Source organism: Leucobacter sp. HNU (assembly GCF_047946755.1).
In the GTDB taxonomy this organism is placed as follows: Bacteria; Actinomycetota; Actinomycetes; order Actinomycetales; family Microbacteriaceae; genus Leucobacter.
Genome location: NZ_CP178837.1, coordinates 2,829,126 through 2,853,329, shown reverse-complemented (window position 1 = coordinate 2,853,329; position 24,204 = coordinate 2,829,126). Strand labels below are relative to the sequence as shown.

Annotated in this window: 21 protein-coding genes; 16 read left to right on the top strand and 5 right to left on the bottom strand. The window is 72.2% G+C overall.

Features of this window, described 5'->3' with window-relative positions:
• The first annotated feature begins 75 nt into the window (after positions 1–75).
• The 3 genes from AB3K78_RS13885 to AB3K78_RS13875 all read left to right on the top strand — a co-directional run bounded on the left by AB3K78_RS13885 (position 76) and on the right by AB3K78_RS13875 (position 7,146).
• Positions 76–4,920 (top strand): YhgE/Pip family protein, encoded by a 4,845-nt coding sequence (locus AB3K78_RS13885; RefSeq protein ID WP_416444184.1) that lies wholly within the window; start codon positions 76–78, stop codon positions 4,918–4,920.
• A gap of 64 nt (positions 4,921–4,984) precedes the next feature.
• Entirely contained in the window at positions 4,985–5,947 is a 963-nt protein-coding gene (locus AB3K78_RS13880) for a quinone oxidoreductase family protein (RefSeq protein ID WP_416447363.1), read from the top strand.
• 122 nt (positions 5,948–6,069) lie between these two features.
• Entirely contained in the window at positions 6,070–7,146 is a 1,077-nt protein-coding gene (locus AB3K78_RS13875) for a hypothetical protein (RefSeq protein ID WP_416444182.1), read from the top strand.
• A 12-nt stretch (positions 7,147–7,158) separates the two neighbouring features.
• On the opposite strand, the gene AB3K78_RS13870 is transcribed toward AB3K78_RS13875, so the two are convergent.
• From AB3K78_RS13870 to AB3K78_RS13855, 4 genes are all read right to left on the bottom strand, one after another.
• Positions 7,159–8,208 (bottom strand): lipoyl protein ligase domain-containing protein, encoded by a 1,050-nt coding sequence (locus tag AB3K78_RS13870; protein WP_416447362.1) that lies wholly within the window; start codon positions 8,206–8,208, stop codon positions 7,159–7,161.
• A 66-nt stretch (positions 8,209–8,274) separates the two neighbouring features.
• Positions 8,275–9,150, bottom strand: coding sequence for an alpha/beta fold hydrolase (locus tag AB3K78_RS13865; RefSeq protein ID WP_416444180.1), 876 nt, complete (start codon positions 9,148–9,150; stop codon positions 8,275–8,277).
• Between the two features lie 68 nt (positions 9,151–9,218).
• Positions 9,219–10,865 (bottom strand): amidohydrolase, encoded by a 1,647-nt coding sequence (locus AB3K78_RS13860; protein ID WP_416444178.1) that lies wholly within the window; start codon positions 10,863–10,865, stop codon positions 9,219–9,221.
• A 57-nt stretch (positions 10,866–10,922) separates the two neighbouring features.
• Positions 10,923–12,143: an MFS transporter gene (locus tag AB3K78_RS13855; protein WP_416444176.1), complete on the bottom strand. Its 1,221-nt coding sequence runs from the start codon at positions 12,141–12,143 to the stop codon at positions 10,923–10,925.
• Positions 12,144–12,266: 123 nt separating this feature from the next.
• Here AB3K78_RS13855 and AB3K78_RS13850 point away from each other — a divergent pair, with 123 nt between their 5' ends.
• From AB3K78_RS13850 to AB3K78_RS13840, 3 genes are all read left to right on the top strand, one after another.
• Positions 12,267–12,887, top strand: a complete 621-nt coding sequence (locus AB3K78_RS13850; protein WP_416444174.1) for a TetR/AcrR family transcriptional regulator — start codon at positions 12,267–12,269, stop codon at positions 12,885–12,887.
• A 27-nt stretch (positions 12,888–12,914) separates the two neighbouring features.
• Positions 12,915–13,847 carry a 2-hydroxyacid dehydrogenase gene (locus tag AB3K78_RS13845; protein ID WP_416444172.1) on the top strand — a complete coding sequence of 311 codons (933 nt, stop codon included), beginning with the start codon at positions 12,915–12,917 and terminating at the stop codon, positions 13,845–13,847.
• A gap of 251 nt (positions 13,848–14,098) precedes the next feature.
• Positions 14,099–15,550, top strand: a complete 1,452-nt coding sequence (locus AB3K78_RS13840) for an NlpC/P60 family protein (protein WP_416444170.1) — start codon at positions 14,099–14,101, stop codon at positions 15,548–15,550.
• A 72-nt stretch (positions 15,551–15,622) separates the two neighbouring features.
• Here the strand turns inward: AB3K78_RS13840 and AB3K78_RS13835 are convergent, their stop codons facing one another.
• Positions 15,623–16,738, bottom strand: a complete 1,116-nt coding sequence (locus AB3K78_RS13835; RefSeq protein ID WP_416444168.1) for an AI-2E family transporter — start codon at positions 16,736–16,738, stop codon at positions 15,623–15,625.
• A 106-nt stretch (positions 16,739–16,844) separates the two neighbouring features.
• Between AB3K78_RS13835 and AB3K78_RS13830 the strand changes: the two genes are divergently transcribed.
• The 10 genes from AB3K78_RS13830 (at position 16,845) to AB3K78_RS13785 (ending at position 24,156) form a co-directional block, all read left to right on the top strand.
• Positions 16,845–18,230: a glycine--tRNA ligase gene (locus AB3K78_RS13830; protein WP_416444166.1), complete on the top strand. Its 1,386-nt coding sequence runs from the start codon at positions 16,845–16,847 to the stop codon at positions 18,228–18,230.
• Between the two features lie 10 nt (positions 18,231–18,240).
• The gene (locus AB3K78_RS13825) at positions 18,241–18,531 is read left to right on the top strand and encodes a hypothetical protein (RefSeq protein ID WP_416444164.1); all 291 of its coding nucleotides are present in this window, start codon (positions 18,241–18,243) and stop codon (positions 18,529–18,531) included.
• Positions 18,516–19,433 (top strand): CPBP family intramembrane glutamic endopeptidase, encoded by a 918-nt coding sequence (locus AB3K78_RS13820; RefSeq protein WP_416444163.1) that lies wholly within the window; start codon positions 18,516–18,518, stop codon positions 19,431–19,433. The genes AB3K78_RS13825 and AB3K78_RS13820 overlap by 16 nt, the downstream gene beginning before the upstream one ends.
• Positions 19,426–20,826, top strand: a complete 1,401-nt coding sequence (locus AB3K78_RS13815; RefSeq protein ID WP_416444161.1) for a hypothetical protein — start codon at positions 19,426–19,428, stop codon at positions 20,824–20,826. Before AB3K78_RS13820 ends, AB3K78_RS13815 begins: the two co-directional genes overlap by 8 nt.
• A 140-nt stretch (positions 20,827–20,966) precedes the next feature.
• A complete protein-coding gene (locus tag AB3K78_RS13810; RefSeq protein ID WP_416444159.1) occupies positions 20,967–21,422 on the top strand; it encodes a YtxH domain-containing protein in 456 nt (151 codons plus the stop codon).
• Complete coding sequence (locus AB3K78_RS13805) at positions 21,422–21,895, top strand: phage holin family protein (protein WP_416444157.1); 474 nt, start codon at positions 21,422–21,424, stop codon at positions 21,893–21,895. The genes AB3K78_RS13810 and AB3K78_RS13805 overlap by 1 nt, the downstream gene beginning before the upstream one ends.
• On the top strand, positions 21,892–22,149 hold the full coding sequence (locus AB3K78_RS13800; RefSeq protein WP_416444155.1) for a hypothetical protein: 258 nt from the start codon (positions 21,892–21,894) through the stop codon (positions 22,147–22,149). The genes AB3K78_RS13805 and AB3K78_RS13800 overlap by 4 nt, the downstream gene beginning before the upstream one ends.
• 196 nt (positions 22,150–22,345) lie before the next feature.
• Positions 22,346–23,131: a uroporphyrinogen-III synthase gene (locus tag AB3K78_RS13795; RefSeq protein ID WP_046455163.1), complete on the top strand. Its 786-nt coding sequence runs from the start codon at positions 22,346–22,348 to the stop codon at positions 23,129–23,131.
• 60 nt (positions 23,132–23,191) lie between these two features.
• Positions 23,192–23,653, top strand: coding sequence for a GNAT family N-acetyltransferase (locus tag AB3K78_RS13790; RefSeq protein ID WP_416444153.1), 462 nt, complete (start codon positions 23,192–23,194; stop codon positions 23,651–23,653).
• A 77-nt stretch (positions 23,654–23,730) separates the two neighbouring features.
• Positions 23,731–24,156 (top strand): hypothetical protein, encoded by a 426-nt coding sequence (locus AB3K78_RS13785; protein ID WP_416444151.1) that lies wholly within the window; start codon positions 23,731–23,733, stop codon positions 24,154–24,156.
• The last annotated feature ends 48 nt before the right edge of the window (positions 24,157–24,204 follow it).

Below are 24,204 nucleotides of genomic sequence, written 5' to 3'. Positions count from 1 at the left end.
TGTGGATACAGTACTGTATCGAAACGGATACACTCCTGTATCGAAACCGCTCCGCGATCCTCACGGAAGGACGCCATGTCGTCGATGCTCTACGCGCTCGGGCGCTTCGCCGCCCGCGCGCGCACCCTCATGCTGCTGCTCTGGATCGCGGTGCTCGCCGTGCTCGGCACGGGGGCCGCCGTCTTCGGGCAGGGCGCCAACGCGCCCATCACGATCCCCGGCACCGAGTCGCAGCAGGCGCTGGACTCGCTCGCCCGCACCTTTCCCCAGGTGAGCGGCACGAGCGCCCAGATCATCGTGGTCGCGAAAGCCGGGCAGCACGTCGACGAGCAGCCCTACCGGGGCGAGATCGAGCGCGCCGCGAAGGCGCTCGAGGGCGTGGACGACGTGAACGCCGTGCAGACCCCGTTCGGACAGGTCGAGGCCGGCCTCGCGAAGGATCGCAGCGCCGCGCTCATCACGGTGCAGCTGAAGGGCACGGCGAGCGAGGTGCCGAAGGCGACCCTCGACGAGGTGAAGCGCGCGAGCGACGCGCTCGCGAAGGAACTGCCGAGCGGGTCGAAAGCGTCCTACGGCGGCGAGGTATTCAACCTGTCGGTGCCGGGCATCAGCCCCACCGAAGCGATCGGCGTGGTCGTCGCATTCGTCGTGCTGATCCTCACGCTCGGCTCGCTGCTCGCCGCGGGCATGCCGCTGCTCATCGCGATCCTCGGTGTCGGCGTCGCGATGGCGGGCATCATCTTCACGACCGCCTTCGTGCCGCTCACCTCGACCACCCCCATGCTCGCGCTCATGCTCGGCCTCGCGGTCGGCATCGACTACACGCTCTTCATCGTGAGCCGCCACCAGGAGCAGCTGCGCGCCGGCGTCGACGTGCGCGAGTCCATCGCGCGGGCCACCGCGACCTCCGGCTCCGCGGTGGTCTTCGCCGGGCTCACCGTGATCATCGCGCTCGTCGGGCTCGGCGTCGCGGGCATCCCGTTCCTCACCGCCCTCGGCGTCGCCGCGGCCGCGGCGGTCGCCATCGCCGTGCTCATCTCGGTCACGCTCACCCCCGCGATCCTCAGCATGGCGGGCGAGCGGATCCTGCCCCGCAGGCAGCGAACGCAGCGCGCGGCCCTCGTGACGGGCGAGGATCCTGCGACGCGCGAGCTCGCCCAGGAAGACGGGGGCCGCCCCACCGACGCGGCCGCGCACGGCACCGCTCCCGCGGTGCCGAAGACCCGTGCCGAGCGGTTCTTCGGCGGCTGGGTGCGCCTCGCCACGAAGAAGCCCATCATCACGATCGTGGCGGTGCTGCTGGCCGTCGGCGCGGCGGCGATCCCCGCGCTCGACCTGCGCCTCGCCCTGCCCGACGCCACCGCGCTGCCCGCGGACGACCCGGCCCGCATCACCTCCGAGCTCACCTCCGAGCACTTCGGCGCCGGTGCGACCGGTCCCCTCATCCTCACCGGGTCGATCGTGGCGAGCAACGACCCCGTCGGGCTCATGAACGACCTCGCCGACGAGGTGCGCACGGTGCCCGGGGTCGCCGAGGTGCCCCTGGCCACGCCGAACGCGACCGCCGACACCGGCATCATCCAGGTGGTGCCCGAGGCCGGCCCGCACGCCGAGAGCACCGCGAAGCTCGTCGACGCCCTCCGCGCGAAGCACGACGCGTGGGAGCAGAAGTACGGTGTCAGCCTCGCCGTCACGGGCTTCACCGCCGTCGCCATCGACGTCTCCAACCTGCTCGCGCAGGCGCTGCTGCCCTTCGCCCTGCTCGTGGTCGGTCTCTCGCTGATCCTGCTGGCCATGGTGTTCCGCTCCGTCTGGGTGCCGATCAAGGCGACGCTCGGCTACCTGCTCTCGGTCGGCGCCGCCTTCGGCGCGGTCGTCGCCGTGTTCCAGTGGGGCTGGTTCGCCGATCTCCTGCACGTCCCGACCACCGGCCCCGTGCTCAGCTTCATGCCGATCATCCTCATGGGCGTGCTCTTCGGCCTCGCCATGGATTACGAGGTGTTCCTCGTCTCGCGCATCCGCGAGGAGGTCGTGCACGGCGCCGACGCGCAGACCGCGATCCGCACCGGCTTCGTGGGCTCCGCCCGCGTCGTCACCGCGGCGGCGGTGATCATGTTCGCCGTGTTCGCGGCCTTCGTGCCCGAGGGCGACGCGAGCATCAAGGTGATCGCGCTCGGCCTCGCCGTCGGGGTCTTCGTCGACGCGTTCCTCGTGCGCATGACGCTCGTCCCCGCGGTGCTCGCCCTGCTCGGCGACCGTGCCTGGCGCATGCCCCGCTGGCTGTCGCGCGCGCTGCCCGTGTTCGACGTCGAGGGGAGGGGCTCGCGCGCGAGCTCGCGCACGAGAACTGGCCCCCGACCAGCCCGATGCCCAGATCGCCGGCGAGGAGCTGCTGCTGCGCGGCGGCGCCCGCGTCGCGAGCCTGCGCGTCGGCCCCGGCGAGGCGCTGCGCATCGATCCGAAGCAGGCCGGCGGCATCGCGCTCGCCGAAGCGCTGAGCGGTCGATCCCGCATCGTCGCGGGCACCCTGCGCGTCGCCGGGCTCCTGCTGCCCGAGCGCGCGGGATCCCTGCGCCGCCGGGCCGCCTGGGCGACCCCGGCGACCGTGCGCGAGGCGACCGGGGACCGCCCCGAGCTCCTCGTGCTCGACCTCCGCGCCGGTGCCACCGATGCCCAGGCGCGCGAGATCCGCTCCGCGCTCACCGCCGCCGACGTCGAGGCCGCCGGATCCGCGACCGTCGTCGTGATCGCCGACGCCGTGCTCGCCGCGACCGTGCTTCCCGCTGCCACGACCCTGCGCGAAGTCCGCACCCGGGCCGCAGAGGCGGCCGATGCCGAACGGCCCGGCACCCCGGAGACCGCCGCCCTGATCGGAGGAGACCGATGACCCCGGACGCGACTGCGACTGCCGGACGCCGCATGACCTGGCGCACTGTGCTCGGGCTCGTGCTCGTGCCGCTGACCATCGCGGGGCTCCTGCTCTGGGGCCTCTGGAACCCCGACGATCGGCTCGGCGAGATGCGGGCCGCCGTCGTGAACCTCGACGAGCCCGTCACCGTGAACGGCCAGATGGTGCCGCTCGGGCGCGTACTCGCCGGCAAGCTCGTCGGCGAGGCCGGCGCGAAGCACGACGACGCCACCAACTTCACCTGGGTGCTCACCGACGCGAAGGATGCCGAGCAGGGCGTCGAGGACGGCCGCTACGCCACTTCGGTCACCATCCCGAAGAACTTCTCGTCCGCCGCGACCTCCCTGTCGAAGGCGCCCGAGGACGCCGAACGCGCGACCATCGACATCGCGACGAGCGACCGGGGGCGCCTGCTCGACGGCACGCTCGCGCAGGCGGTCACCCAGGTCGCCACGAGCACGCTCAACGAGCAGCTCGGGTCCCAGTTCGTCGGCAACGTCTTCGTCGGCATGAACCAGTTGCACGACGGCGTCGGAGACGCCGCGAAGGGAGCCCGCGGGCTCGCGACCGGCGGCGCGCAGCTCGCCGACGGCGCGAAGCAGCTCGCGACCGGCACCGAGCAGCTCGCCGCGGGCACGCAGCAGCTCGCCACCGGTGCCCAGCAGCTCGCGGACGGGCAGGGCGCGCTCGCATCGGGCGTGCAGCAGTACACCGCGGGCGCCTCGACGCTCGCGCAGAGCTACGAGCCCCTCGCCCAGGGCGCGAAGGGCGCCGTCGGGCAGCTCAAGACGCTCGTCGGCGCGCTGGGACGGTTGCAGGCCGAGAGCGCGGAACCGGGAAAGCAGCTGCAGTCGGGCCTCGTGGGCACGCAGACCGCGGTGCAAGGGATCGGCGCCGATGCCAAGGCACTCGTCGCGGAGTGCTTCGCGTCGGGAGCGACGGCCGAATTCTGCGGCAAGATCGGCGCGACGCTCGAGACGCGAGGTGCGACGATCGGGAACTCTCTCGCCCAAGCGGGCCGGGGAGCCGCCGGACTCCAAGCTGCGAACGCCAACTTCGCCGCAGCCGCAGGCGGATCCGGCGGAGCCGGCGGCGATCCCGCCGCGCAGCTCGACCGGCTCTCGGCCGGGCTCGACCAGTTCGGGGCGGGACTGAACGAGTTCGCGGCGAAGGGCGGCGAACTCGCCTCGGGGGCCGCCCAGTCCGCCGCGGGGGCGGCTCAGCTGAGCACGGGCGTCGGGCAGCTCGCCGCGCAGACGCCGGAGCTCGCGAAGGGCGCGACGCAGCTCGCCGACGGCACCCGCAAGTCCGCCGACGGCGCGACGCAGCTCGCGAGCGGCCTCGATACCGCGGTCGCGAAGATCCCGAACTACTCGAAGGGGGAGCGCGAGACCGTCGCCGACACGGCCGTGCGCCAGGTCGAGGCGAAGGGCGACAGCGCCCTGTTCTCCTCCGCGGGGGCACCGCTCTTCGCCGGGATCGCGCTGTGGGCGGGTGCACTCGCCATGTTCCTCGTGCTCGCGCCGCTGTGGCGCCGCGCCCGCACGGCGGCCCGCTCGGTGCCCGCCATCGCACTGCGCAGCGCCTGGCCGGTGGCGCTCCTCGGAGCGGCGCAGGGCGCGCTCGCCGGGACCCTCGTGCCGATCGCGCTGAAGCTCTCGCTGGGCGAGGGCGTCGGATTCTTCGCACTCGCGATCCTCGCCGGTGCGGCGTTCGCGCTGCTCGTGCAGGGCATCGTCGCCCGTTTCGGCGGCTTCGGCCGGTTCCTGGCGTTCGCCGTGCTCGTGGTGACCCTCGCCGCGGGAGTCGTCTCGACCGCGCCCGGCGTGCTCCGGGCGATCGGCGACGGCAGCCCGGTCGGCGCGGCGCTCGGCGGATTCCAGGCGGTCGTCTCGGGCGGTGCGGGCATCGGCGGTGCGATCCTCGCACTCGTGCTGTGGGCGCTGGGCGGGCTCGCGCTGACGGCGTGGGCGGTCGCCCGCGAACGCAGGGCGTATGCTTCGGCACCCTGACCCGTCGAGGACCGGGGCGCGGCGGAATAGCCGAGCGCCCGCCCCGGTTGCACCCGGCATGACGATGCACGCGGTGGTGGCAGGGCAGGCAGGCGGACCCGAGGTCCTCGAGTGGCGGGAGGTCGCCGACCCGGTCGCGGGGCCGGGCGAACTGCTCGTCGAGACGGCCGCGGTCGGCGTCAACTTCATCGAGACCTACCAGCGCTCGGGCGTCTACCCGGTCGAGTTCCCCTTCATTCCGGGGGCCGAGGCGTCCGGCACCGTGATCGCGGTCGGTCCGGACGTCAGCGGCTTCGTCGCGGGCGACCGGGTCATCACGGCCGAGGCGAGCGCGACCTATGCCGAACGCTTCGTCGTCGCCGCGGAGCGGGTGGCGCGCCTGCCCGAGTTCATCGATGTCGCCGATGCTGCGGCGATCCCCCTGCAGGGCCTCACCGCGCACTACCTGGCCACCTCCGCGGCGCGCCCCCGCGAGGGCGACACCGTGCTGCTGCACGCCGGCGCGGGCGGCGTCGGCCTCCTGCTCACCCAACTGCTCGTCGCCCGCGGGGTGCGGGTGCTCACGACGGCGTCGACCGACGAAAAGCGGCGCCTGAGCCTCGAGGCCGGCGCGGCCGAGTCCTTCGGCTACGACGGCTTCGCGGATCGCGCCCGCGAGCTCACGGGCGGGGCGGGCGTCTCGGTCGTCTACGACGGCGTCGGCAAGGACACCTTCGACGAGTCGCTGCGCGCGCTCCGCGTGCGCGGCGAGTTCGTGCTGTTCGGCGGCGCGAGCGGCCAGGTGCCGCCGTTCGATCTGCAGCGCCTCAACGCGGGCGGATCCCTGTCGATCACCCGGCCCTCGCTCGGCCACTTCCTGCTGACCCCCGAGGAGCGGTCGTGGCGCTACGGCGAGCTGTTCGCAGCGCTCGAGGCACGCACCCTGCAGTTCCGCATCGGCGAGACCTTCGACCTCGCCGACGCGGCGGACGCGCACCGGGCTCTGGAGGGTCGCGGCACCACGGGCAAGGTCGTGCTGGAGGTCTGAGCCAGGCCCGCCGACGATCCGCACCGGGAGCCGGTCCGCACCGCGCCCTAGGCTGGCCTGATGAGCACGCGCGCCGCCCGACCCCACGACTTCCCCTGGATCGGCGACGCCGCGCGCTGGACGTGGCTCGTCGAGCGGGTCGAGGGGGCTTCGGCGAGCAGCTCGACCCCGGGACCGGCGAAGCGCTCCCCGCGCTCAGCCACACGGTTCCGTCGGGCTACGACGCGCTCGTGCGGATCCTGCACCCGTTCGCGCGCTCGCGGCCGGCGACCGGCACCTGGGACGAGTACCGTGCAGCGCTCGAGACGACCGACTACGAAGCCTGGCCGGACTCGGTCTCGGAAGACGTCGTGCGCTGGCGCGACGTCGCCGCGGCGCACGGCCGAGCGCTCGAGCCCGGCTCGCTGTCGCACGAGCTGCTCGGGGTTCCGTACGGCGAGGACCCGGAGCGCGAGTCGCCCGACGGCTGGGAGTACTCGACCCCGATGGAGGGATCGCCCGACGAGCAGGAGTTCGTCGCCGTCGCACGGATCCTCGCGGAGCGCACGGCGACCCCGGATCGCGGCGTCGTCGCGGTGTGGGAGGGGTACGGCGGGCTCGTGAGCGCCCAGGGCGTCGGGTTCTTCGCGGCGGTGCCGGGCGAGGGGCCGGGGAAGGCGCCTCCGCGCGGTCCACGCTGGTGGCGGAGGCTCGTGGACCGCGGCCGCATGCGTCGGGCGGGGTTCGCGAGCCAGCGCGAACACTTCGGCACGGGCCCGGCGATCCGCGATCTGCTGCAGGGCTTGCTGACCTGGGATCGCGGTGACACCACCTTCGCGCCGTTCGCGGGCACGCTGCAGCAGCGCCCCGGCAGCGGGATCCTCACCCGCGAGGCCGCGGCCGGCCCGCGGCTCGAGCTGCCCGATCGTGCCTACGTCTGCTTCGAAGCGGGCGCGGGCGACCTCGCCGACCCGGCGTGGCCGCTGCGCGCGCCGTGGATGGAGGCCGAGCAGGGCTTCGGGACGCGGCTGCCGAACCTGCTCTGGCCCGAGGGTCGCGAGTGGGTGCTCGTCAGCGAGATCGACTTCGACTCGACCCTCGTCGCTTGCTCGCGCGCGTGCGCGGATGCTCTGCTCGCGAGCCCCGACTTCGAGGCGGTCGAGATCACGCGCGATACCCCGCTGTGGCCTGCCCTCGCGGACGACGCCGACGCGGGGTAGCGCGCCGCCCGCCTACGGCACCCGGCGGATCCACTCCTCGGTGAGGAACTTCTCGGCGACGAGGCGCTCGGCGGCGTCGTACTCGCCCTCGGTGACCTCGCCGACGGTGCCGCCGTGGCGCTGCTGGAACACGGCGATCATCTTCTCGATGATCTCCTCGCGCGTCAGCCCGGTCTGGCTGCGCAGCGGATCCACGCGCTTCTGCGCGCTCGCCGTGCCCTTGTCCGACAGCTTCTCGCGCCCGATCCGCAGCACCTGCGTCATCGCCTCGGCGTCCATGTCGTACGCCATGGTGACGTGGTGCAGGACGGCGCCCGAGCCGAGGCGCTTCTGGGCGGCGCCGCCGATCTTGCCGTGCGGGCTCGAGATGTCGTTGAGCGGCTTGTAGACGGCGTCGATGCCGAGGGCCTTGAGCGCCTCGAGCACCCACTCGTCGAGGAACGCGTACGAGTCGGCGAAGCTCATGCCGCGCACGAGCTCGCCCGGCACGTACAGCGCGTAGGTGATGCAAGCCTCGGGCTCCATGTACATCGCCCCGCCGCCCGAGATCCGGCGCACGAGCTGGGCGTCGCGCGCGGCGAGCTGCTCCTCGTCGACCTCGTTCTTCACCGACTGGAAGCTGCCGATGAACACCGCGGGGCGATCCCACTCCCAGATGCGCAGGGCGGGCCCGCGCAGGCCCTCTCCGACGGCGGTCGTGAGCACCTCGTCGAGCGCCGCGTTCATCACGGGCGAGATGGGAGGCTCGTGCAGGATCTGCCAGTCGTAGTCGCGCCAGTGCGCCGCCCCGGTCATGGCGCGGCGCACCGCGACGCCGACCGACTCGGGCGTGAACCCGAGCAGGTGCACCTCGCTCGGCAGCGCGGCGCCGATCGCGCTCGCGAAGTCGTCGATGGTGCTGTTGGGGTTCAGCCCCTCGACCGCGCGGTTGATGCAGTCGAGCGCTTCGTCGGGTTCGAGGAAGAAGTCGCCGGACAGCCGGAAATCGGCGATCTTCCCGTCGCTCACCTCGAAGTCGACCACGACGAGCTTGCCGCCGGGAACCTTGTACTCACCGTGCATGGACATGTCGCCAGGATACGCCCGACGGCCTCCCGGCGGGTATCGATCGGGGTGTTGCCCGGCGGACTACTCGTCGCGGGGGAACCGCTCCAGCAGCCAGGTCAGGATGTCGACCGTGACCTGCTCCCGGTTGGTCTCCTGCAGGATCTCGTGCCGCGCCTCCGGGTAGAGGCGCAGCGTGACGTCGCGCAGTCCGCGCCTGCGGTAGGCCTCGGCGAGCTTGCGGATCGAGTCCCTGCGCGAGAGCGGATCCTCGCTGCCGGAGGCGATCAGGAGCGGAAGCTCGGGGTCGAGGCCCTTGCCGGGGGTCCCGGCGAGCCGGAGCGCGTCCGCGACGCCCCACAGCTTCATGATGTCGGCGGCGAAGCAGAGGGGGTCCGCGGCGAAGGCGTGCCCGACCTCGAGGTCGCGGCTCAGCCAGGCGAAGCCGCCCGTGGGGTCGTCGTCGCGCCAGGCTCGGTTGAGATCGCCGGACTCCATGTCGCCGACGGTGCGGTAGGCGCTCCCGCTCAGCACGAGGGCATCCCAGGCGCGCGGTTCGCGGTTCAGGATCCGCTGCGCCATGAGCGAGCCCCAGGAGTGCGCGAACATGATGACCGGCAGCTCGGGATCGCGTTCGCGCAGGATCCCGGTGAGCTGCAGCACGGCGGCCTCCGCGGCTCGGAGACCGCCGGGCCCGAGCTTGCCGAGCTGCGCGTGGTCGCCTCCCCACTGCGCGAGGCCGGTGCGGCCGTGCCCGCGGTGGTCGTCGGCCACCACGGTGAACCCGGCGGCGACGAGAGCCTCCGCGAAGCGGGCGTAGCGCAGGGCGTGCTCGCCGACGCCGTGGGCGATCTGCACCACGGCGTGCGGGTGCTCGGCCGGCCACTCGTACGCGAAGATCTCGATCCCGTGCGCATCGGTGTAGCTGAACTCGGTGGGCGCGGACGCATCGCTCGTCATGCGCCCATTCTGCTGCCCGCTCCTGGGCGGCGCCAGTGCGCCGCCCAGGCGGAATCGAGCGGGCCCGGCTAGGCGCGGGCGTCGTACGCCGGTGCGCCGTCGACCAGCGTGAGCACGGCTGCCGTGTCGAGCAGCGCCTCGGGAGCGTCGCTCAGGGGATTCGCGTCCCAGACCACGAGGTTGGCGCGGGCGCCGCTCGCGATGCGGCCGACCTCGTCCTCACGCAGCGTCGCGGTCGCGGCGCCGAGGGTGAGCGCCTCGAGCGCGTCGGCCGGCGTGAAGACGCGCTGCGGCTGGTACGGCTCGCGCGAGCGGTCGAGCACCGACTTCGCCGTGAGCGCGATGAAGAGGTTGTTCGGAGCGTGGTGCGGCGCGGTGGGCGCGTCGGTGCCGAGCGCGAGCCGCACCCCGGCCTCGCGGAACGTGTGCCACGGGAAGCCGCGGTGCGCGCGCTCGTCGCCGAGCACCGCCTGCCAGTTGTCGAGGATCGCGGGATCGCAGTGCACGGGCTGCATGGACGCGGTGACGTCGAGCGCGGCCATGCGGGCGATCGTGTCGTCGGCGACCGACTCGAGGTGCTCGACCCGGGGCCGGCGGTTCGTGCGCGGACCGTTCACGCGGATGCACTCCTGCACGGCATCGAGCGCGATGGCGCTCGCCTCGTCGCCGATCGCGTGCAGGGCGAGCTGCAGTCCGGCGGCGTCCGCCGCGACGGCGACGGGGAGCGCCGACTCGCGATCCCAGATCGGTCCGGGCAGCTCGCCGTTCGCGTAGGGCGCGCGCATGGCCGCCGTGCAGGCGTCGATCACCCCGTCCATGATGAACTTCACGCCGACGATCCGGAGCCAGGCGTCGCCGTGGGCGGCGGCGAGTTCGTCGCGCGCCCGGACGACCTCGTCGATCTGGGCGACATCGGCCTCGGGGTCGCCCGTCGCGGTGAGCAGCCAGTGCGCGTTCACGGGAAAGGGGAGCCGGCCGTCGCGATCCAGCATGCGCCGGTAGGCCGCGAGGTCCGCGTGCCCGAACGACATCTCGGTCGCCCCGGTCACGCCGGTCTCGAGGTAGGCGGCGAACGCCTTCGCGAGGAACCGGTCGCGGTCCTCGTCGGTGGCGGCGGCCGCGAGGAAGTCCCATGCGTACGTCATGGCGGCGGTCTCGAGCAGGAACCCGGTCGCGTCGCCGTTCGCGTCGCGCACGATCTCGCCGCCCACGGGATCCGGGGTGTCGCGGTCGATCCCCATCGCCGTGAGCGCCGCCGTGTTCACCCACACCGAGTGCAGGTCGTTCGCGTCGAGCAGCACGGGAACGTCGGCCACCGCGGCATCGAGCACCGCGGCCGTGGGACGCTCGCCGTCGGGGAAGATGTCGAACAGCCAGCTGGTGCCGAGCACCATCGGGGCGTCGGGTGCCGCGGCGCGGGCCGCGGCGAGCCGCCGCTGCACCTCCTCGATGCTCCCGGCGTCGCGCAGCTGCACCTTGTCGAGCGACTCTCCGAGCATGAGCATGTGGGAGTGCCCCTCGATCAGTCCGGGAGAGACGAACGCCCCGCCGAGGTCCACCTCTTCCGCGTCGGAGCCGGCGGCGAGCCGTACCGCGTCGAGATCGCCGACGGCGATCACCCGGCCCTCCCGCACGGCCACCGACTCGCGGGGGGCGAGGTCGGCGTCGCCGGTGAAGACGGATGCGTTGCGGTAGATCGTTGCGGTTGGGGACATGGCTGGCTCGCTTTCTGGTGCGGTTCGGAGGAGGCGGACGGGCTGTGCGAGAGCGGTTCAGGCCGTCGCGGGTGCGGGGATCTGCGCGGCGCGGGATCGGATCAGTGCGCGTTCGGCGCCCACGGAGACCCGCGCGACCATCGCCGTCGGCACGATCGCGATGAGGCTCACCGCTCCCATGATGAGGGCGAACGCCGGGGTGCCGATGGTTTCGATCAGCGCGCCGCCGATGAGCGGGGCGAAGCTCGATCCCACGAGGTAGGCGCCGATGATGGGGCCGGACCAGCGGCCGCGCGCGTCGAGGCCCGCGGCGGTCGCGATGAAGAGGGAGAACGCGAACGAGTAGATCGAGTTGATGGCGATGATGAGCCCCGACAGCAGGGCGGGGTCCTCCGCGAAGCCGAGCCAGATCTTGAGCGCGCCGCCGATCGCCAGAGCGATCACGAGGGGGACGGCCCGGCCGATGCGGTCGCCGAGCACCGTGACCAGGAGCATGCCCGCGATGCCGCCGGCCGCGGCGAGACTCAGCGTGAAGCCCATCGCCTGCTCGTCGACGCCGACGGCGCCGCCGAGCACGGGGGCCATGGTCCAGATCGCGTCCTCGCTGGTGCCCCAGACCGCGAAGATGAGGAGGATCGCGAGGCCGGCGATGGTGATGCGCCGGGGCTCGGCGATCCGGAGCGAGGCGGTGACGTCGACCGGCTCGGCGTGCTCGGGGGCGTCGGGCAGCCAGGCGGCCAGCGCGAGCGCGACGACGGAGATGAGGGCGAGGGCGCCGAAGACGCTGGCCTGGGCGATCCCGATGATCGGGATCACGGCGAGGATGATCGTGACGAGTACCCGGTTGACGAGACCGCTCGCCGCCGAGACCCGGTTCGGATTGCGGAGTGCCGCGATGGCCGCGCCCGAGGTCGAGATGGCGGCGCCCACGCCGGCGCCGCCGACGATGAGGCCGGAGACGACCGCGGTCGGCGTCGGCAGGACGGCTGCGACTCCGAACGCGATCGCGGCGAGGGCGAGTCCCGCGACGGCCAGCCTGCGGCGGTGCCGGCCGGCGGCGAGGCGGGAGGTGGCGAGGCCGACGACGGCCGAGGCGAAGAGCGCCCAGGTGAGGATGTTGCCGCTCGTGATGACGTCGAAGCCGAGCCCCTGGAGCGCGGAGATCACGAAGGGGGCGAGATTCGCCATCATCAGGCTCGCGAGTGCGATGAGAAAGGTCGCGCTCCCGTTCCTGAGGGTCAGGGGGAGGCGCGGTTCGGCGGTGGCGGAGGAGCTCACGGTGACTCTCTTCTTCGGCGGCTCTGCCGAGTCGTGGAGGACTAACCGAAACTGTTTCGATTAGCGAGGACATGCTCCCCCGTGTGAAAGGATCTGTCAAGCAGACGCCGGAGGAGGTACGACGTGGCGAGACCCCGCACCGCGATCCTCAGCCGCGAGATCATCGGCCGAGCCGCGATCGACTACGTCGAATCGGGCAACGAGCTGCAGCTCGTCCCGCTCGCGCGCCGCCTCGGAGTCAGCGTCTCGTCCCTCTACCACCACGTCTCGGGCCGGGACGGCGTCATCCACGCGATGCGGCAGGTGCTCGTCGCCGAATACGTCCAGGCGGGGCCCGCGGCCGGCGACTGGCGGCAGCGCATCCGCGGCGAGGTCGAGCGCACCTGGCGCATGTACGCCGCGCACCCGCGGGTCCTGCAGCACATGATGACCGTCGTCGTCGACGAGCCCGATGTGCTGCGGGTCTACAGCACCCTCGCCGACGCCCTCGCCGAGGCGGGCCTGCCCGATCGGGAGATCCTGACCACGATCGAAGTCGTCGATGCGTTCTCCTTCGGTGCGGCGCTCGACGCGCTCTCGCCCGACAACGTGCTCGGGGTCGAGGGCGCCACGGGCAAGCTCGCCGAGCTGATCCCCGGCCACCCGTCCGGGGCCGCGCGCAATCGGCTCGTCTTCGACCGCGGCCTCGACCTGCTGATCGCGGGCATCGAAGCCCGGGTCGCGGCGTACCGCAGCGCACCCTGAGACCGACCTCCCCATAGGGTGAGAAGCATGCGTGATCTGGTCGTCTCCCTGCCCGACGAGGGCCTGCTCGAAGAGCTCGGCGAGATCCCCGGCGTCGAATGGGTCGCCTGGGAGCTCGACGGGCCTGCGCCCCGGGACCGTCTCGACATCGTCGTGCCGCCCTACTGGGGCGGGGCCGAGCTGCTCGAGCGCCTCTCCGGCACGAGCGTCGGACTCGTGCAGTGGCAGTCGATCGGCTACAACGGCGTCGATGCGCACCTGCCCGCAGGGATCCCGCTCGCGAACGCCGCGACCGTGCACGAGGCGTCCACCGCCGAGCTCGCCCTCGCACTGCTGCTCGCGGCGCAGCGCGGGATCCCCGAGTTCGTGCGCGACAGCGACGCGCGCAGGTGGGACCTGCGCACCTTCCCGAGCGTCGCCGACCGCCGCGTGCTGATCGTCGGCTACGGCGGCGTCGGCAAGGCCATCGATGCCCGGCTCGCCGGTTTCGAGGCGCACGTCACCCGCCTCGCCCGCACGGCCAGGCAGGATCGGGACCTCTCGGGGAACCCGGTCGAGGTGCGCGGCTTCGACCGCCTCGCCGAGAGCCTCGCCGAGGCCGAGGTCGTGATACTCGCGGTGCCGCTCACGCCCGAGACGACGGGCCTCATCGACGCGGCGGCGCTCGCCGCCATGCCCGACGGCGCACTGCTCGTGAACGTCGCCCGCGGGCGGGTCGTCGACACCGACGCCCTGGTGCGCGAACTCGAGTCCGGGCGCCTGCGTGCCGCGCTCGACGTGACGGACCCCGAGCCCCTTCCGGAGGACCACCCGCTGTGGTCCTGCGCGAACACGCTCATCACCCCGCACGCCGGGGGCGACTCGACGGCGATGCTCCCGCGCGTGGTGGATCTGATCCGCCGCCAGATCGCCCGGATGCAGGCCGGGGAGCGGGCCGAGAACCTGGTCCTGGGTGGTTGAGCGTCTGCGGGAACCGGAGCCGGATACTGCGCGTTCAGCGAGTTCATAGCCCGGCTTCGGAAAAAAGATCACAGAACCATAACGGCCGGAGATCCCTGTGCTGGAGCGGATCTCGCACGGGCGAGTCCCGCATCTTGTGGTGGCCCGACTGGCGGGATCGCACATCTTGTGCCTAGCATGATCCGCGGCCCGCGAGGGCCGGTCCCTGTTGTCAAGGTTATGAGGGTTGTTTGCGGTTCCAGAAGACGGTCGTGGCTCTGTGCGTCGGAGCACTCGTGTTCGCCCCCGCGACGGGCGCGTTCGCAGACGAGGCCCCGCAGAACCCATCGCCCGCCGTCTCCGCCGAGGCGCCGCAGCCTCAGCAGGTACCGCAGCCCGAGGCCCCCGCGCCGGCCGAGCAGCCGGTCGCTCCGGCTCCGGCTCCCGCCGAGACCCCCTCCGCCGAGACTCCCGCTCCCGAGCCGGTGCCCGTCCCCGAGACGCCGCAGCCGGCGCCCGGAGAGGCCGCGGTCACCGCATCGGTCCGGATCCTCGACGCGGCGAAGCAGACGGACGCGCGGGTGGCCGTCGTCGGCAGCGTGCTCGAAGCCCATGACCGCACCGTCGCGCCGGAGGGCGTGACCCCCGCGACGACCCTCGCCTGGCTCGTGGACGGCACCGAGGTCGCGACGGGAGCACAGTACACCGTGCGCACCGAGGACCTCGGCAAGACCATTACCGCATCGGCGGACGTGGCCTGGCCCGCGACCGACGCCTTCGCCGCGGGCAGCGCCTCGGCCGTGTCGGCGACGGGTGTGCCCGTGAAGCAGACCGCGACGGCCTCCGCCGTGGTGAAGATCTCCGGTGCGGCCGTGATCGGCAAGAAGCTGACCGCGGCGGCATCGGGCGTGACCGCGCCGACCGGTGTCGCCCCGAAGGCCACCGGCTACACCTGGTACGCCGACGGCAAGCAGATCGCGACCGGCGCCGCGTACACCGTGAAGCCCGCCGACTTCCAGAAGCGGATCACCGCCAGCGCGAGCCTCGGCTGGGCGGAGAGCGGCGCGTACGTCGCCGGTACCCTCGAGACGGCGAAGTCCGCCGCGACCGCCAAGGTGGTCAAGCAGACCGCGACGGCCGTCGCCAACATGCGAGTGAGCGGCTGGGCGAAGCCCGGAAGGAGCCTGACCGCTGCGGCGACCCTGAAGAAGCCAGCGGGCCTCGCGGTCAAGAGCTCCTACACCTGGTACCTCAACGGCAAGCGCTACGGCGGCGGCATGAAGCTCAACGTGACGCCGGGCATGGCCGGCAAGCGGGTCACCGTGATCTACCGCGCCTCCTGGGGAGATGGCACCTACGCCTCTTCTGCGACTTCGACGCGCGCCTCCTACACGGTCCAGTTCGACCGTCCCACGGCGATGGTGCGCAGCGCGTACGCCCAGCTGGGCGCGCGACAGGACTGCACGGCCCTCATCGAGCGCGCGCTCCGCGCCAGCGGCACCCGCGTCGGCGACCTGGGCACTCGTGCCGGCGAGTACGCGGGCGTCGGCGGGAAGCGCGTCTCCTCGCTGAAGCCCGGCGACGTCATGGTCTGGGAGGGCCGCCACGTCGCGATGTACATCGGCAACGGGAAGGCGATCCACAGCGGGTACGCGGGCAACCAGACGGTGGTCGCGAGCGCGTACCTGGATGGGCGCCCGAGCTCGATCCTGCGGTTCGCCTGAGCGGATCCCCGCGCGAGCGATCGACACCGGACGAGGGCCGGGACGCGATGCGTCCCGGCCCTCGTCCGCGCTCTAGGTGGACGGAGGCGGAAGCGGGGCGCCGCGCTCCGACACCGAGGTATCGCCCGAGAGCCAGCGGATCCAGCGCGCGTTCGGGTCCCGCTCGAGCACGAGCGCGCGCACGAGCAGCGTGAGCGGGATCGAGAGGATCGCGCCGAGCGGTCCGATGACGAAGGTCCAGAACAGCACCGAGAAGAAGCTCAGCGTCAGGCTCAGGTTGACCGCGTCGCTGACGAACTTCGGCTGGATCAGCACCTGCAGCACCACGTTCGCGACGCAGTAGACGGCGATCACGCCGAGCATCAGCGGCCACCCGCCGACCACGAGGGCGAGCAGCGCCGGGGGCACGAGCCCCAGCACGAAGCCGATGTTCGGCACGAAGTTCGTGACGAACGCGAGGATCGCCCAGACGAGCGCGCCGGGAACGCCCATGGCCCAGAGCGCGAGCCCGTCGACCACGGCGACCACCAGCCCGAACACGGCGTTGACGACGTAGTACCGGCGCACCGAGTCGTTGAAGTGCGCGAAGCGGGCCATCGCCGGCCTCGCGCTCGAACCGAACTGCGTCGTCGCCCGGCGGTAGCGGGACGCGTCGGCCGACATGAAGATGACGTACGCGAAGATGAAGAAGAGCGCGGTGATGACGCTGAGGGTGCTGCTGCCGATGGAGGTCGCGAAGCCGAGCAGGGCGGACGGGGTCATGATCGACGAGAGCGCCGACGAGGCCTGCTGGTCGAGCCCGAAGGTCGCGAGCCAGGCGATCACCTCGTCGGTGGTGCTGTACAGCTTCTCGGCATAGGCGACGACGAGCTTGGAGAACTCGATCCCGGCGAAGGCGAGCAGGAGCGCCATCGCGAGCAGCACGGCCCACGCGACGGCGATGACCGCGGTGGTCGCGGCCCAGCGCGGCCAGCCCCAGCGCTCGAGCGGTCCGCGCAGGGGGTGGCAGATGATCACGATGACGGCGGCGAGGGCGAGCGGGCCGAAGAGCTCGCTCGCGAAGGCGAGCCCGGCGAGCACGACGACACCCGCGGCGAGGCCGAGCAGCAGCGTGACCGAGGATGGCAGCGATGCGCGCGGTGCGGGGGCGAGTCCGGGCGATTCCGGCTCCGGTGCAGGGTTTCCCATCGCATCAGGGTAGCGTCCGGCCGCGGCACTAGACTGGAACCGTTGCGCCCCGCGTGAGCGCGCACGTGCCCAAGATCCCCGCTTGCCCCTTGGAGTGATTCCACACATGGCTGAACAGTCCCGCCTCGATAAGGTCATCTCGCTCGCCCGCCACCGCGGCTTCGTGTTCCAGGCGGGTGAGATCTACGGCGGCTCCCGTTCGGCATGGGACTACGGCCCCCTCGGCACCGCGCTGAAGGAGAACATCAAGCGCCAGTGGTGGAAGGCCATGGTGCAGAAGCGCGACGACGTCGTCGGCATCGACTCCAGCGTCATCCTCCCCAAGCAGGTCTGGGAGGCCTCGGGCCACGTCGAGGTCTTCAGCGACCCGCTCGTGGAGTGCCTCCAGTGCCACAAGCGCTACCGCGAGGACCACCTCATCGAGGAGTTCAAAGAGAAGAAGGGCCGCGCGCCCGAGGGCGGCCTCGCCGAGATCGTGTGCACCAACTGCGGCACCCGCGGCCAGTGGACCGAGCCCCGCGCCTTCTCGGGCCTGCTCAAGACCTACCTCGGCCCGGTCGACGACGAGGCCGGCATGCACTACCTGCGCCCCGAGACGGCGCAGGGCATCTTCGTGAACTTCGCGAACGTGCTGCAGTCGGCGCGCATGAAGCCCCCGTTCGGCATCGGTCAGATCGGCAAGAGCTTCCGCAACGAGATCACGCCGGGCAACTTCATCTTCCGCACCCGCGAGTTCGAGCAGATGGAGATGGAGTTCTTCGTCGAGCCGGGCACCGACGAGGACTGGCAGGAATACTGGATGAACGAGCGCATGGCGTGGTACGTCGGCCTCGGCATCGATCCCGAGAACCTGCGCTTCTACGAGCACCCGAAGGAGAAGCTCTCCCACTACTCGAAGCGCACCGCCGACATCGAGTACCGCTTCGGCTTCACCGGCGGCGAGTGGGGCGAGCTCGAGGGCATCGCCAACCGCACCGACTTCGACCTGTCGACCCACTCGAAGCACTCGGGCAAGGACCTCTCCTACTTCGACCAGACGAAGAACGAGCGCTGGACCCCGTACGTGATCGAGCCCGCGGCGGGCCTCACCCGCTCGCTCATGGCCTTCCTCGTCGACTCCTACCGCGAAGAGGAGGTGCCGAACGCCAAGGGCGGCACCGACACCCGCACCCTGCTGGCGCTCGATCCGCGCCTCGCGCCGGTCAAGGCCGCCGTGCTGCCGCTGAGCCGCAACGAGAAGCTCTCGCCGCTCGCACGCCAGATCGCCGCGGACCTGCGCGACGACTGGAACATCGAGTTCGACGACTCGGGTGCCATCGGCCGCCGCTACCGTCGCCAGGACGAGATCGGCACGCCGTTCTGCGTCACGGTCGATTTCGACTCGCTCGACGACGACGCGGTGACCGTGCGCGAGCGCGACACCATGCAGCAGACGCGCGTTCCGCGCGCCGAGCTGCACGCCTACCTCGCCGAGCGACTGCGCGGCGCATAAGGAGCACACCATGAGCGCCACGGATCCCGCCCTTCCCCAGCAGGATCGGGCGCCGCAGCAACCCTCCTGGGCCTGGGCGCAGCGATTCGAGGAGCGCTGGATCCCGACGGAGCCGCTCCCGTTCCATCGGCTGCTGCGGGGCGTTCCCCGATTCAGCTGGTGGAAGCCGCTCGTCGCGCTCCTGCTCGGCGGTGCGATCTACTTCAGCCTGCAGATCCTGATCGGTCTGGGGCTCGGGATCGCGCTCGCCGCGCAGGGGCCCGACAGCCTCCCTCCCAGCAGGAGATGGAGCGCTTCCTGATCCCGGACACGCAGAATCCGCTGTCGATGCTGCTCGCGCTGACCACGGTGATCCTCATGATCCCCGTGGTCTGGGTGAGCATGAAGAGCCTGGGCCTCGGCCCGTTCGGACGCGCCTGGTCGGTCGAGCTGCGGATCCGCTGGGGACTCATCGGGCGCACCCTGATCCTCGCGTTCGCGGTGGTCGCCGCGCAGAACCTGCTCGGCCTGGCGCTGGAGTTCGCCGGCACGGGCGAGCTCGCGTCGATGGTGCCCGCGAAGGGGCTCGACCCGGCGGCGATCCTGTGGTCGGCGCTCCTCATCGTCGTGCTCGTGCCCGTGCAGTGCGCGGCGGAGGAGCTCGTGTTCCGCGGTGCGCTCATGCAGATCATCGGGTCGTGGCTGCGGCATCCCGCGTTTGCGATCGTCGGGTCCAGCGTCGTGTTCGCGTCGATGCACATCTACGACATCTGGGGCCTGCTCGCGGTCGGGATGATCGGCCTGACCGCCGGCTGGCTCACCTGGCGCACGGGCGGACTCGAAGCCGGCATCAGCCTGCACGTCGTCAACAACATCGCCGCGTTCGGATTCATGCTCGGCGGCTTCGGCGGAACCACCGGGCAGGAGGTCTCGGGAGCGGGGCCGATCGCGCTCATCCCGCAGGCCGTGGTCCTGGCCGTCTACGCCTGGCTCGCCGACCGGTCCTGCCGCCGGGCCGGTCGTCCGCGCACGCGGATCGACTACGTGATCGAGCGTCGACCGATCGATCCGCAGCTCGCGGCGGCCGCGCCCGTCCCCGCGCCCGCCGTCCCGGATGCGCTCGCGGCACCTGCGGCACCGGCCGACGCCTCCGCGGCGCCGACCGCTCCCGAGGCGTCGGATCCCGCCCGCTCGAATCCCGACGAAGGAGCTCCCCGTGCCTGACGTGATCGTCACCGGATCCGGTCCGAGCGCGGTGCTCGCCGCGCTCGACCTCGCCGAGGTGGGGCTCGCGGTCGAGCTCGTGGTCTCGCCGGACGATGTCTGGCCCGATCGCCCGGAGCGCGACCCCGACGGCGCGATCGCAGCGGCCCTCGCCCGCATCGCCGCACCCGTCTCGACCGAGCACTCCGGCTTCGCCGGAGCCGAGCCGGTCTCCGCGCCGAGGACCGCACCGATGCTGCGCACCCCCGGCGGAGCCTGGGCGCCGCAGGCGGAACCCGAGGTGCTCGGGATCCCGGCGCAGCCGCTCGCTCGGGAGGTGCAGCGACTGCTCGGGGTCGGAGGCGCGCTCCGGGCCTGGCTCGATCGGGTGACCCCGGTGCTGACCGTCGGCAAGACCCGGTCGTTCGGCAAGCTCGTGCGTACCCGCGTCGGCGCTGCGGCGCTGTCGCGGCTCGTGGAACCCGCGGTCGTCGAGCGCTACGGCGTGCGCGCCGACGCGGTCGATGCGGCGATCGCCGCTCCCGGGCTGAACGAGCTGCTCACCCGTGCGGGCTCCCTCACCGGAGCAGCGCTCGCATACGCCGATCGGAATGTTGCACGTGAAACCGCGACCGCGCCCCGAGGGGGATGGCTCGCCGCCCGGGCCGCGGTGCTCGAGCGGCTCTCGCTCTACGCCGTCATCCTGTCCGACGACCCGGCCGTGGTCGCTCGAGAGCGCGACACGGGCTGGGAGATCGAGCGTGCGAGCGGAGCGGTGACGCACGCTCGCGGCCTGGTGATCGACGCCGGCGACCGAAGGGGCTGGGGCCAGGGGTCGGAGCTGCTCACCGCCGACTCGGACCCCGGGTTCCGGATCGAGGATCAGGCGGGGGCCTCGCACCTCGCGATGCCCCAGGCCTCGGCGGAGCGACTGCATGCCGAGATCGGCATTCAGGATCCCTTCGCGGGGGAGCTCGATTCGGTGGCGGGGAAGGCCATCGGTCTGCTGCTGGTCGAGTTCGAGGGGGCTCCCTGGTCGGTGCGTCTCGCAGCCGACCCCGAGCGCGTGAGCGGGTGGACGGCGCAGGTCGCGGGTCCCCGGCGCGGACTCGAGGGCGAGGGCGCGGGCGCGGATCCGGCCGACGTCCTCCGCCAGCTGGACGCGGTGCTCGCGAGCGCCGGGCTCGAACGGGCAGCGGGAGCCGAGTGGCGGGTGCGCAGCGCCCCCGCGGCGTTCGCGACGGTCGCCGAACGGGATCGAGCGGACGCGGAGCTCACGACCTGGCGCGCGCAGGAGTCCGAGCGGATCGCTGTCGGAGCCCGGCTGATCGACGGCGATCTCGGCCGCGCCTTCTCCGAAGCGCACCGAGAAGCGACCGTGCTGCGTCGCCGGCTGACGGGCATCTCCGACTGAGGCCCATCCGGCGGGGCGGATCGATCGGATCGAACCGGGTATTGGCCGCCATATCTCGAAATCGGAATATGGCTCCGCGCGATTCGGCGCTAGGCTGAGCCAGTGACCCGGTGCGCCGGCACCGAAGTCTGGAGGAAATCGTGAAGGGCAAGATCGCATTCGTCCTCGGAGCTGCCGTGGGATACGTACTCGGCACTCGCGCCGGGCGCGAACGCTACGAGCAGATCAAGCGCGGGGCCCAGACCGTGTGGAACACGCCCCCGGTGCAGCGCGGCGTCGAGATGGTGCGCGGCGCCGTCGACGAGCGCGCGGAAGAGGCGAAGCTCTTCGCCCGCCGCGTCGTGGCGGACGTGTTCAGCAGTGTCGGCCGGGCCGCCGCCGGCGGCGCGCAGTCGCGTCCGGCGTCCGAGCCGGCCACGGCAGCGGCGGCTTCGCCGGCCAAGGCCTCGACTGCGCCGAAGAAGTCCGGCTCCACCGAGGCGAAGGGCTCGACGGCGAAGAGCTCGACCGCGAAGGGCGCCGCGTCGAAGAGCACCAGCTCGAAGAGCGGAGCGGTGAAGGGCGCGAAGCGCGGCACCTCGGGGCAGGGCGAGTGATGGGCCGCCGGAGCGATCAGGCCGGCACCTTCGAACTGCTGGCCAAGCTGCCCCAGCAGGTCGTCACGCTGGCGAGGCTCGAGTACGAGAACGCGAAGCGCGAGATCGCGCAGAAGGCGAAGCGGGGCGGCATCGGCGCGCTCGCGATCGTCGTCGCGCTCTTCTTCCTCTTCTGGGCGATTGCGGCGTTCGTCGCAGCGGCGATCGCGGGCATCGCGACGGTCTGGCCGGTCTGGCTCTCGGCGCTCGTCGTCGGCGTTGGCCTGGTCCTGCTGGCCGCGGCCGCGATCTTCGCCGGCATCGCGCTCATCAAGCGGGGCATTCCCGTGCCCGAGGACGCGATCGGCCGGGTCGAGGAGGATCTCGGCGCCATGGGCGAGGTCCGATTCAATGCGTCCGCAGCGCCGCAGGCCGACCGTGCGCCGCGGGCTCCGTCGATGCCGAAGCCCGGCGAGGAAGGGAACTGGCGATGACCGACAAGCAGCATCCGGGAGTCGAGGAGACCGCGGTCGCACGCGAGGAGCTCTACGCGACGCTCGCTCAGTTGCGCGACCGCCTCGACTACGCGCAGCGCATCGACGACGCGGCCGAGCGGGCCAAGGTCCGCATCGCGGAGGAGCGCCGGGAACGGCCGCTCGTATTCGTCGCGGGCGTTGCGGCGGCGGCTGCCGTGGCCGGCCTCGCGGTGTGGGGCGTGGCCAAAGCGATCTCGAAGTCGCTCCGCTGACTCCGGTCCGCGTAAGGTAGCCGCCGGGTCGCGGCGCAGTCAACCGCCCTGGATCACGTTTGCGTTTCGTTCGGGGCCCGGAAGTGCTCGGTTTTGCCTTCCGGTCGAGCCGGGGTAAGAATAGGGGCGCGCGGTCGGTCTTTCGGGGCCGGCTTCGGGAGGGGGCCAGAAGGGTTGTTCGGAGTGAGTGGAGCGTATGACGTCTGATGCGAAACCGCTCAGCGGACTCCGAGTCCTCGTCCCCCGCGGCGGAACCTGGGGAGACCTGGTCGCGCGCGCGCTCCGTGAGCAGGGTGCGAGCCCCGTGGTCGCTCCGCTCGTGGACTTCGCTCACACGAGCGAGGAAGAGAAGCTCGTCGAGGCGCTGAAGCTGCTCGAGGCCGGGCACTACGACTGGATCACCGCGACCAGCTCGACCGTGGTCGACGTGCTGGCCTACCACCACACCGTGATCCCCGCGAGCACTCGCGTCGCCGTGGTCGGCGAGGCGACGGCAGCCGCGTTCGAGCACGCCGGCTACCAGGTGAGCCGTACGCCGAGCGAGGAGAACAACACCACCGCCGGCCTGCTCGAGGTGTGGCCCGAGATCGACGAGGGCGACGTGCTCCGCGTGCTCACCCTCCGCTCCGATGTCGCCAAGCCGGTGCTGACCGAGGGGCTCATCGGCCGCGGCCACGACGTCACCCAGGTGGTGGCGTTCCGCACCATCGGCATTCCGGCATCCGTGCACACGCGCGAGGACGTCGAGTCGGGGCGCATCAACGCGCTGCTGGTCGCGTCGGCGAAGATCGCCCGCGAGGTGGCGGAGCAGTTCCCGAACCTGCCGGAGGACACGATCGTGGCCTGCGTCGGTCCGCACACCCACCCCGAGGCGATCGCCGCGGGTCTGCTGCACAATCCGGCGCACGAGCGCTCGGAGCTCAAGCGCGCGCTGATCGAGACGGTCGAGTCCGTCATCGACCAGAGCGACATGCTCGACTGAGCCGCTCCGCGGCTCCGGTCCGGGCTTGACGCGGACCCCGATCCCCGCGAGGATCGTCCGGTGCCCGATACGCCCCTCCCCCTCGAGATCCGTCCCGGCCGCGGACCCGCCGAGTACCCGGCGCTCGTCGGGATCTGGCGCAGCGCGGTCCGCGCGACCCACGACTTCCTCGCCGAGGACGACTTCGCCCGGATCGAACGGGCGCTCGCGCCCGGCTACTTCCCGGCCGTCGCGCTGACGGTCGCCGAGCGGGACGGCCGCCCGATCGGCTTCGCCGGCACGCTGGACGGCAGCCTCGAGATGCTCTTCGTCGACGACGCGGCCCGCGGCACGGGCGTCGGCAGCGCGCTGCTCGCGCACGTGGTCGCCGAGCAGGGCGTCGAGCGGGTCGACGTGAACGAGCAGAACGTCGGCGCGCACGGCTTCTACCTCAGTCGAGGCTTCGTGCAGACGGGTCGCAGCGAGCTCGACGCAGACGGCCGCCCGTACCCGACCCTCCACCTGGAGCTGCCCGGCGTCTAGCCGCCCGGCGGTCGCGGTTCTCGCGCTGCGCTGCGCGCCCCTGGCCTTCGGGCGAAATCCGGGGCAGACTCGAAGCCATGGCGAGAATCGAGGTGCACCCGGACCGCGTGGTCGTCCGGCTCACGGCGTCCGAGCAGGCGCTGGCGCTGCGCCGGCGCGACGTGGTGATCAGCCGCGAGGCCATCACCTCCGCGGTCATCACCGACGACCCGTGGGTGTGGCTGCGCGGAGTCCGCGCGTTCGGTGCGCACCTGCCGCGGCGTCTGGCCCTCGGCACCTGGCGCAGCCTGGGCGGCCGCGACTTCGTCGTGGCGCGCAGCGGGCGTCCGGCGATCGTGATCGACCTCGACGCCCCGAGCGGCGCAGAGACCGAGCCGGGCTGGGTCGCCGAGTACGACGATTTCGCCCGGGTGATCCTGTCGACCTCGCACGCGAGCGAGCTCATCACCGCGCTGCGGCTCAGCGACGGGGACGACGTCTTCACCGCCGACACCGACGACTGACGAAGCGCGGAACCCGCGGGACGGACAACGGGGCCGCACCGGCGAAGC

Bases quoted from the DNA above. Each gene is read 5' to 3' on its own strand.
- AB3K78_RS13830 (WP_416444166.1), top strand. From the start codon at position 16,845: ATGGCTGAACAGTCCCGCCTCGATAAGGTCATCTCGCTCGCCCGCCAC.
- AB3K78_RS13860 (WP_416444178.1), bottom strand. From the start codon at position 10,865: ATGTCCCCAACCGCAACGATCTACCGCAACGCATCCGTCTTCACCGGC.
- AB3K78_RS13880 (WP_416447363.1), top strand. From the start codon at position 4,985: ATGCACGCGGTGGTGGCAGGGCAGGCAGGCGGACCCGAGGTCCTCGAG.
- AB3K78_RS13800 (WP_416444155.1), top strand. From the start codon at position 21,892: ATGACCGACAAGCAGCATCCGGGAGTCGAGGAGACCGCGGTCGCACGC.
- AB3K78_RS13870 (WP_416447362.1), bottom strand. From the start codon at position 8,208: ATGCACGGTGAGTACAAGGTTCCCGGCGGCAAGCTCGTCGTGGTCGAC.
- AB3K78_RS13845 (WP_416444172.1), top strand. From the start codon at position 12,915: ATGCGTGATCTGGTCGTCTCCCTGCCCGACGAGGGCCTGCTCGAAGAG.
- AB3K78_RS13885 (WP_416444184.1), top strand. From the start codon at position 76: ATGTCGTCGATGCTCTACGCGCTCGGGCGCTTCGCCGCCCGCGCGCGC.
- AB3K78_RS13825 (WP_416444164.1), top strand. From the start codon at position 18,241: ATGAGCGCCACGGATCCCGCCCTTCCCCAGCAGGATCGGGCGCCGCAG.
- AB3K78_RS13805 (WP_416444157.1), top strand. From the start codon at position 21,422: ATGGGCCGCCGGAGCGATCAGGCCGGCACCTTCGAACTGCTGGCCAAG.
- AB3K78_RS13865 (WP_416444180.1), bottom strand. From the start codon at position 9,150: ATGACGAGCGATGCGTCCGCGCCCACCGAGTTCAGCTACACCGATGCG.
- AB3K78_RS13785 (WP_416444151.1), top strand. From the start codon at position 23,731: ATGGCGAGAATCGAGGTGCACCCGGACCGCGTGGTCGTCCGGCTCACG.
- AB3K78_RS13795 (WP_046455163.1), top strand. From the start codon at position 22,346: ATGACGTCTGATGCGAAACCGCTCAGCGGACTCCGAGTCCTCGTCCCC.
- AB3K78_RS13820 (WP_416444163.1), top strand. From the start codon at position 18,516: ATGGAGCGCTTCCTGATCCCGGACACGCAGAATCCGCTGTCGATGCTG.
- AB3K78_RS13835 (WP_416444168.1), bottom strand. From the start codon at position 16,738: ATGGGAAACCCTGCACCGGAGCCGGAATCGCCCGGACTCGCCCCCGCA.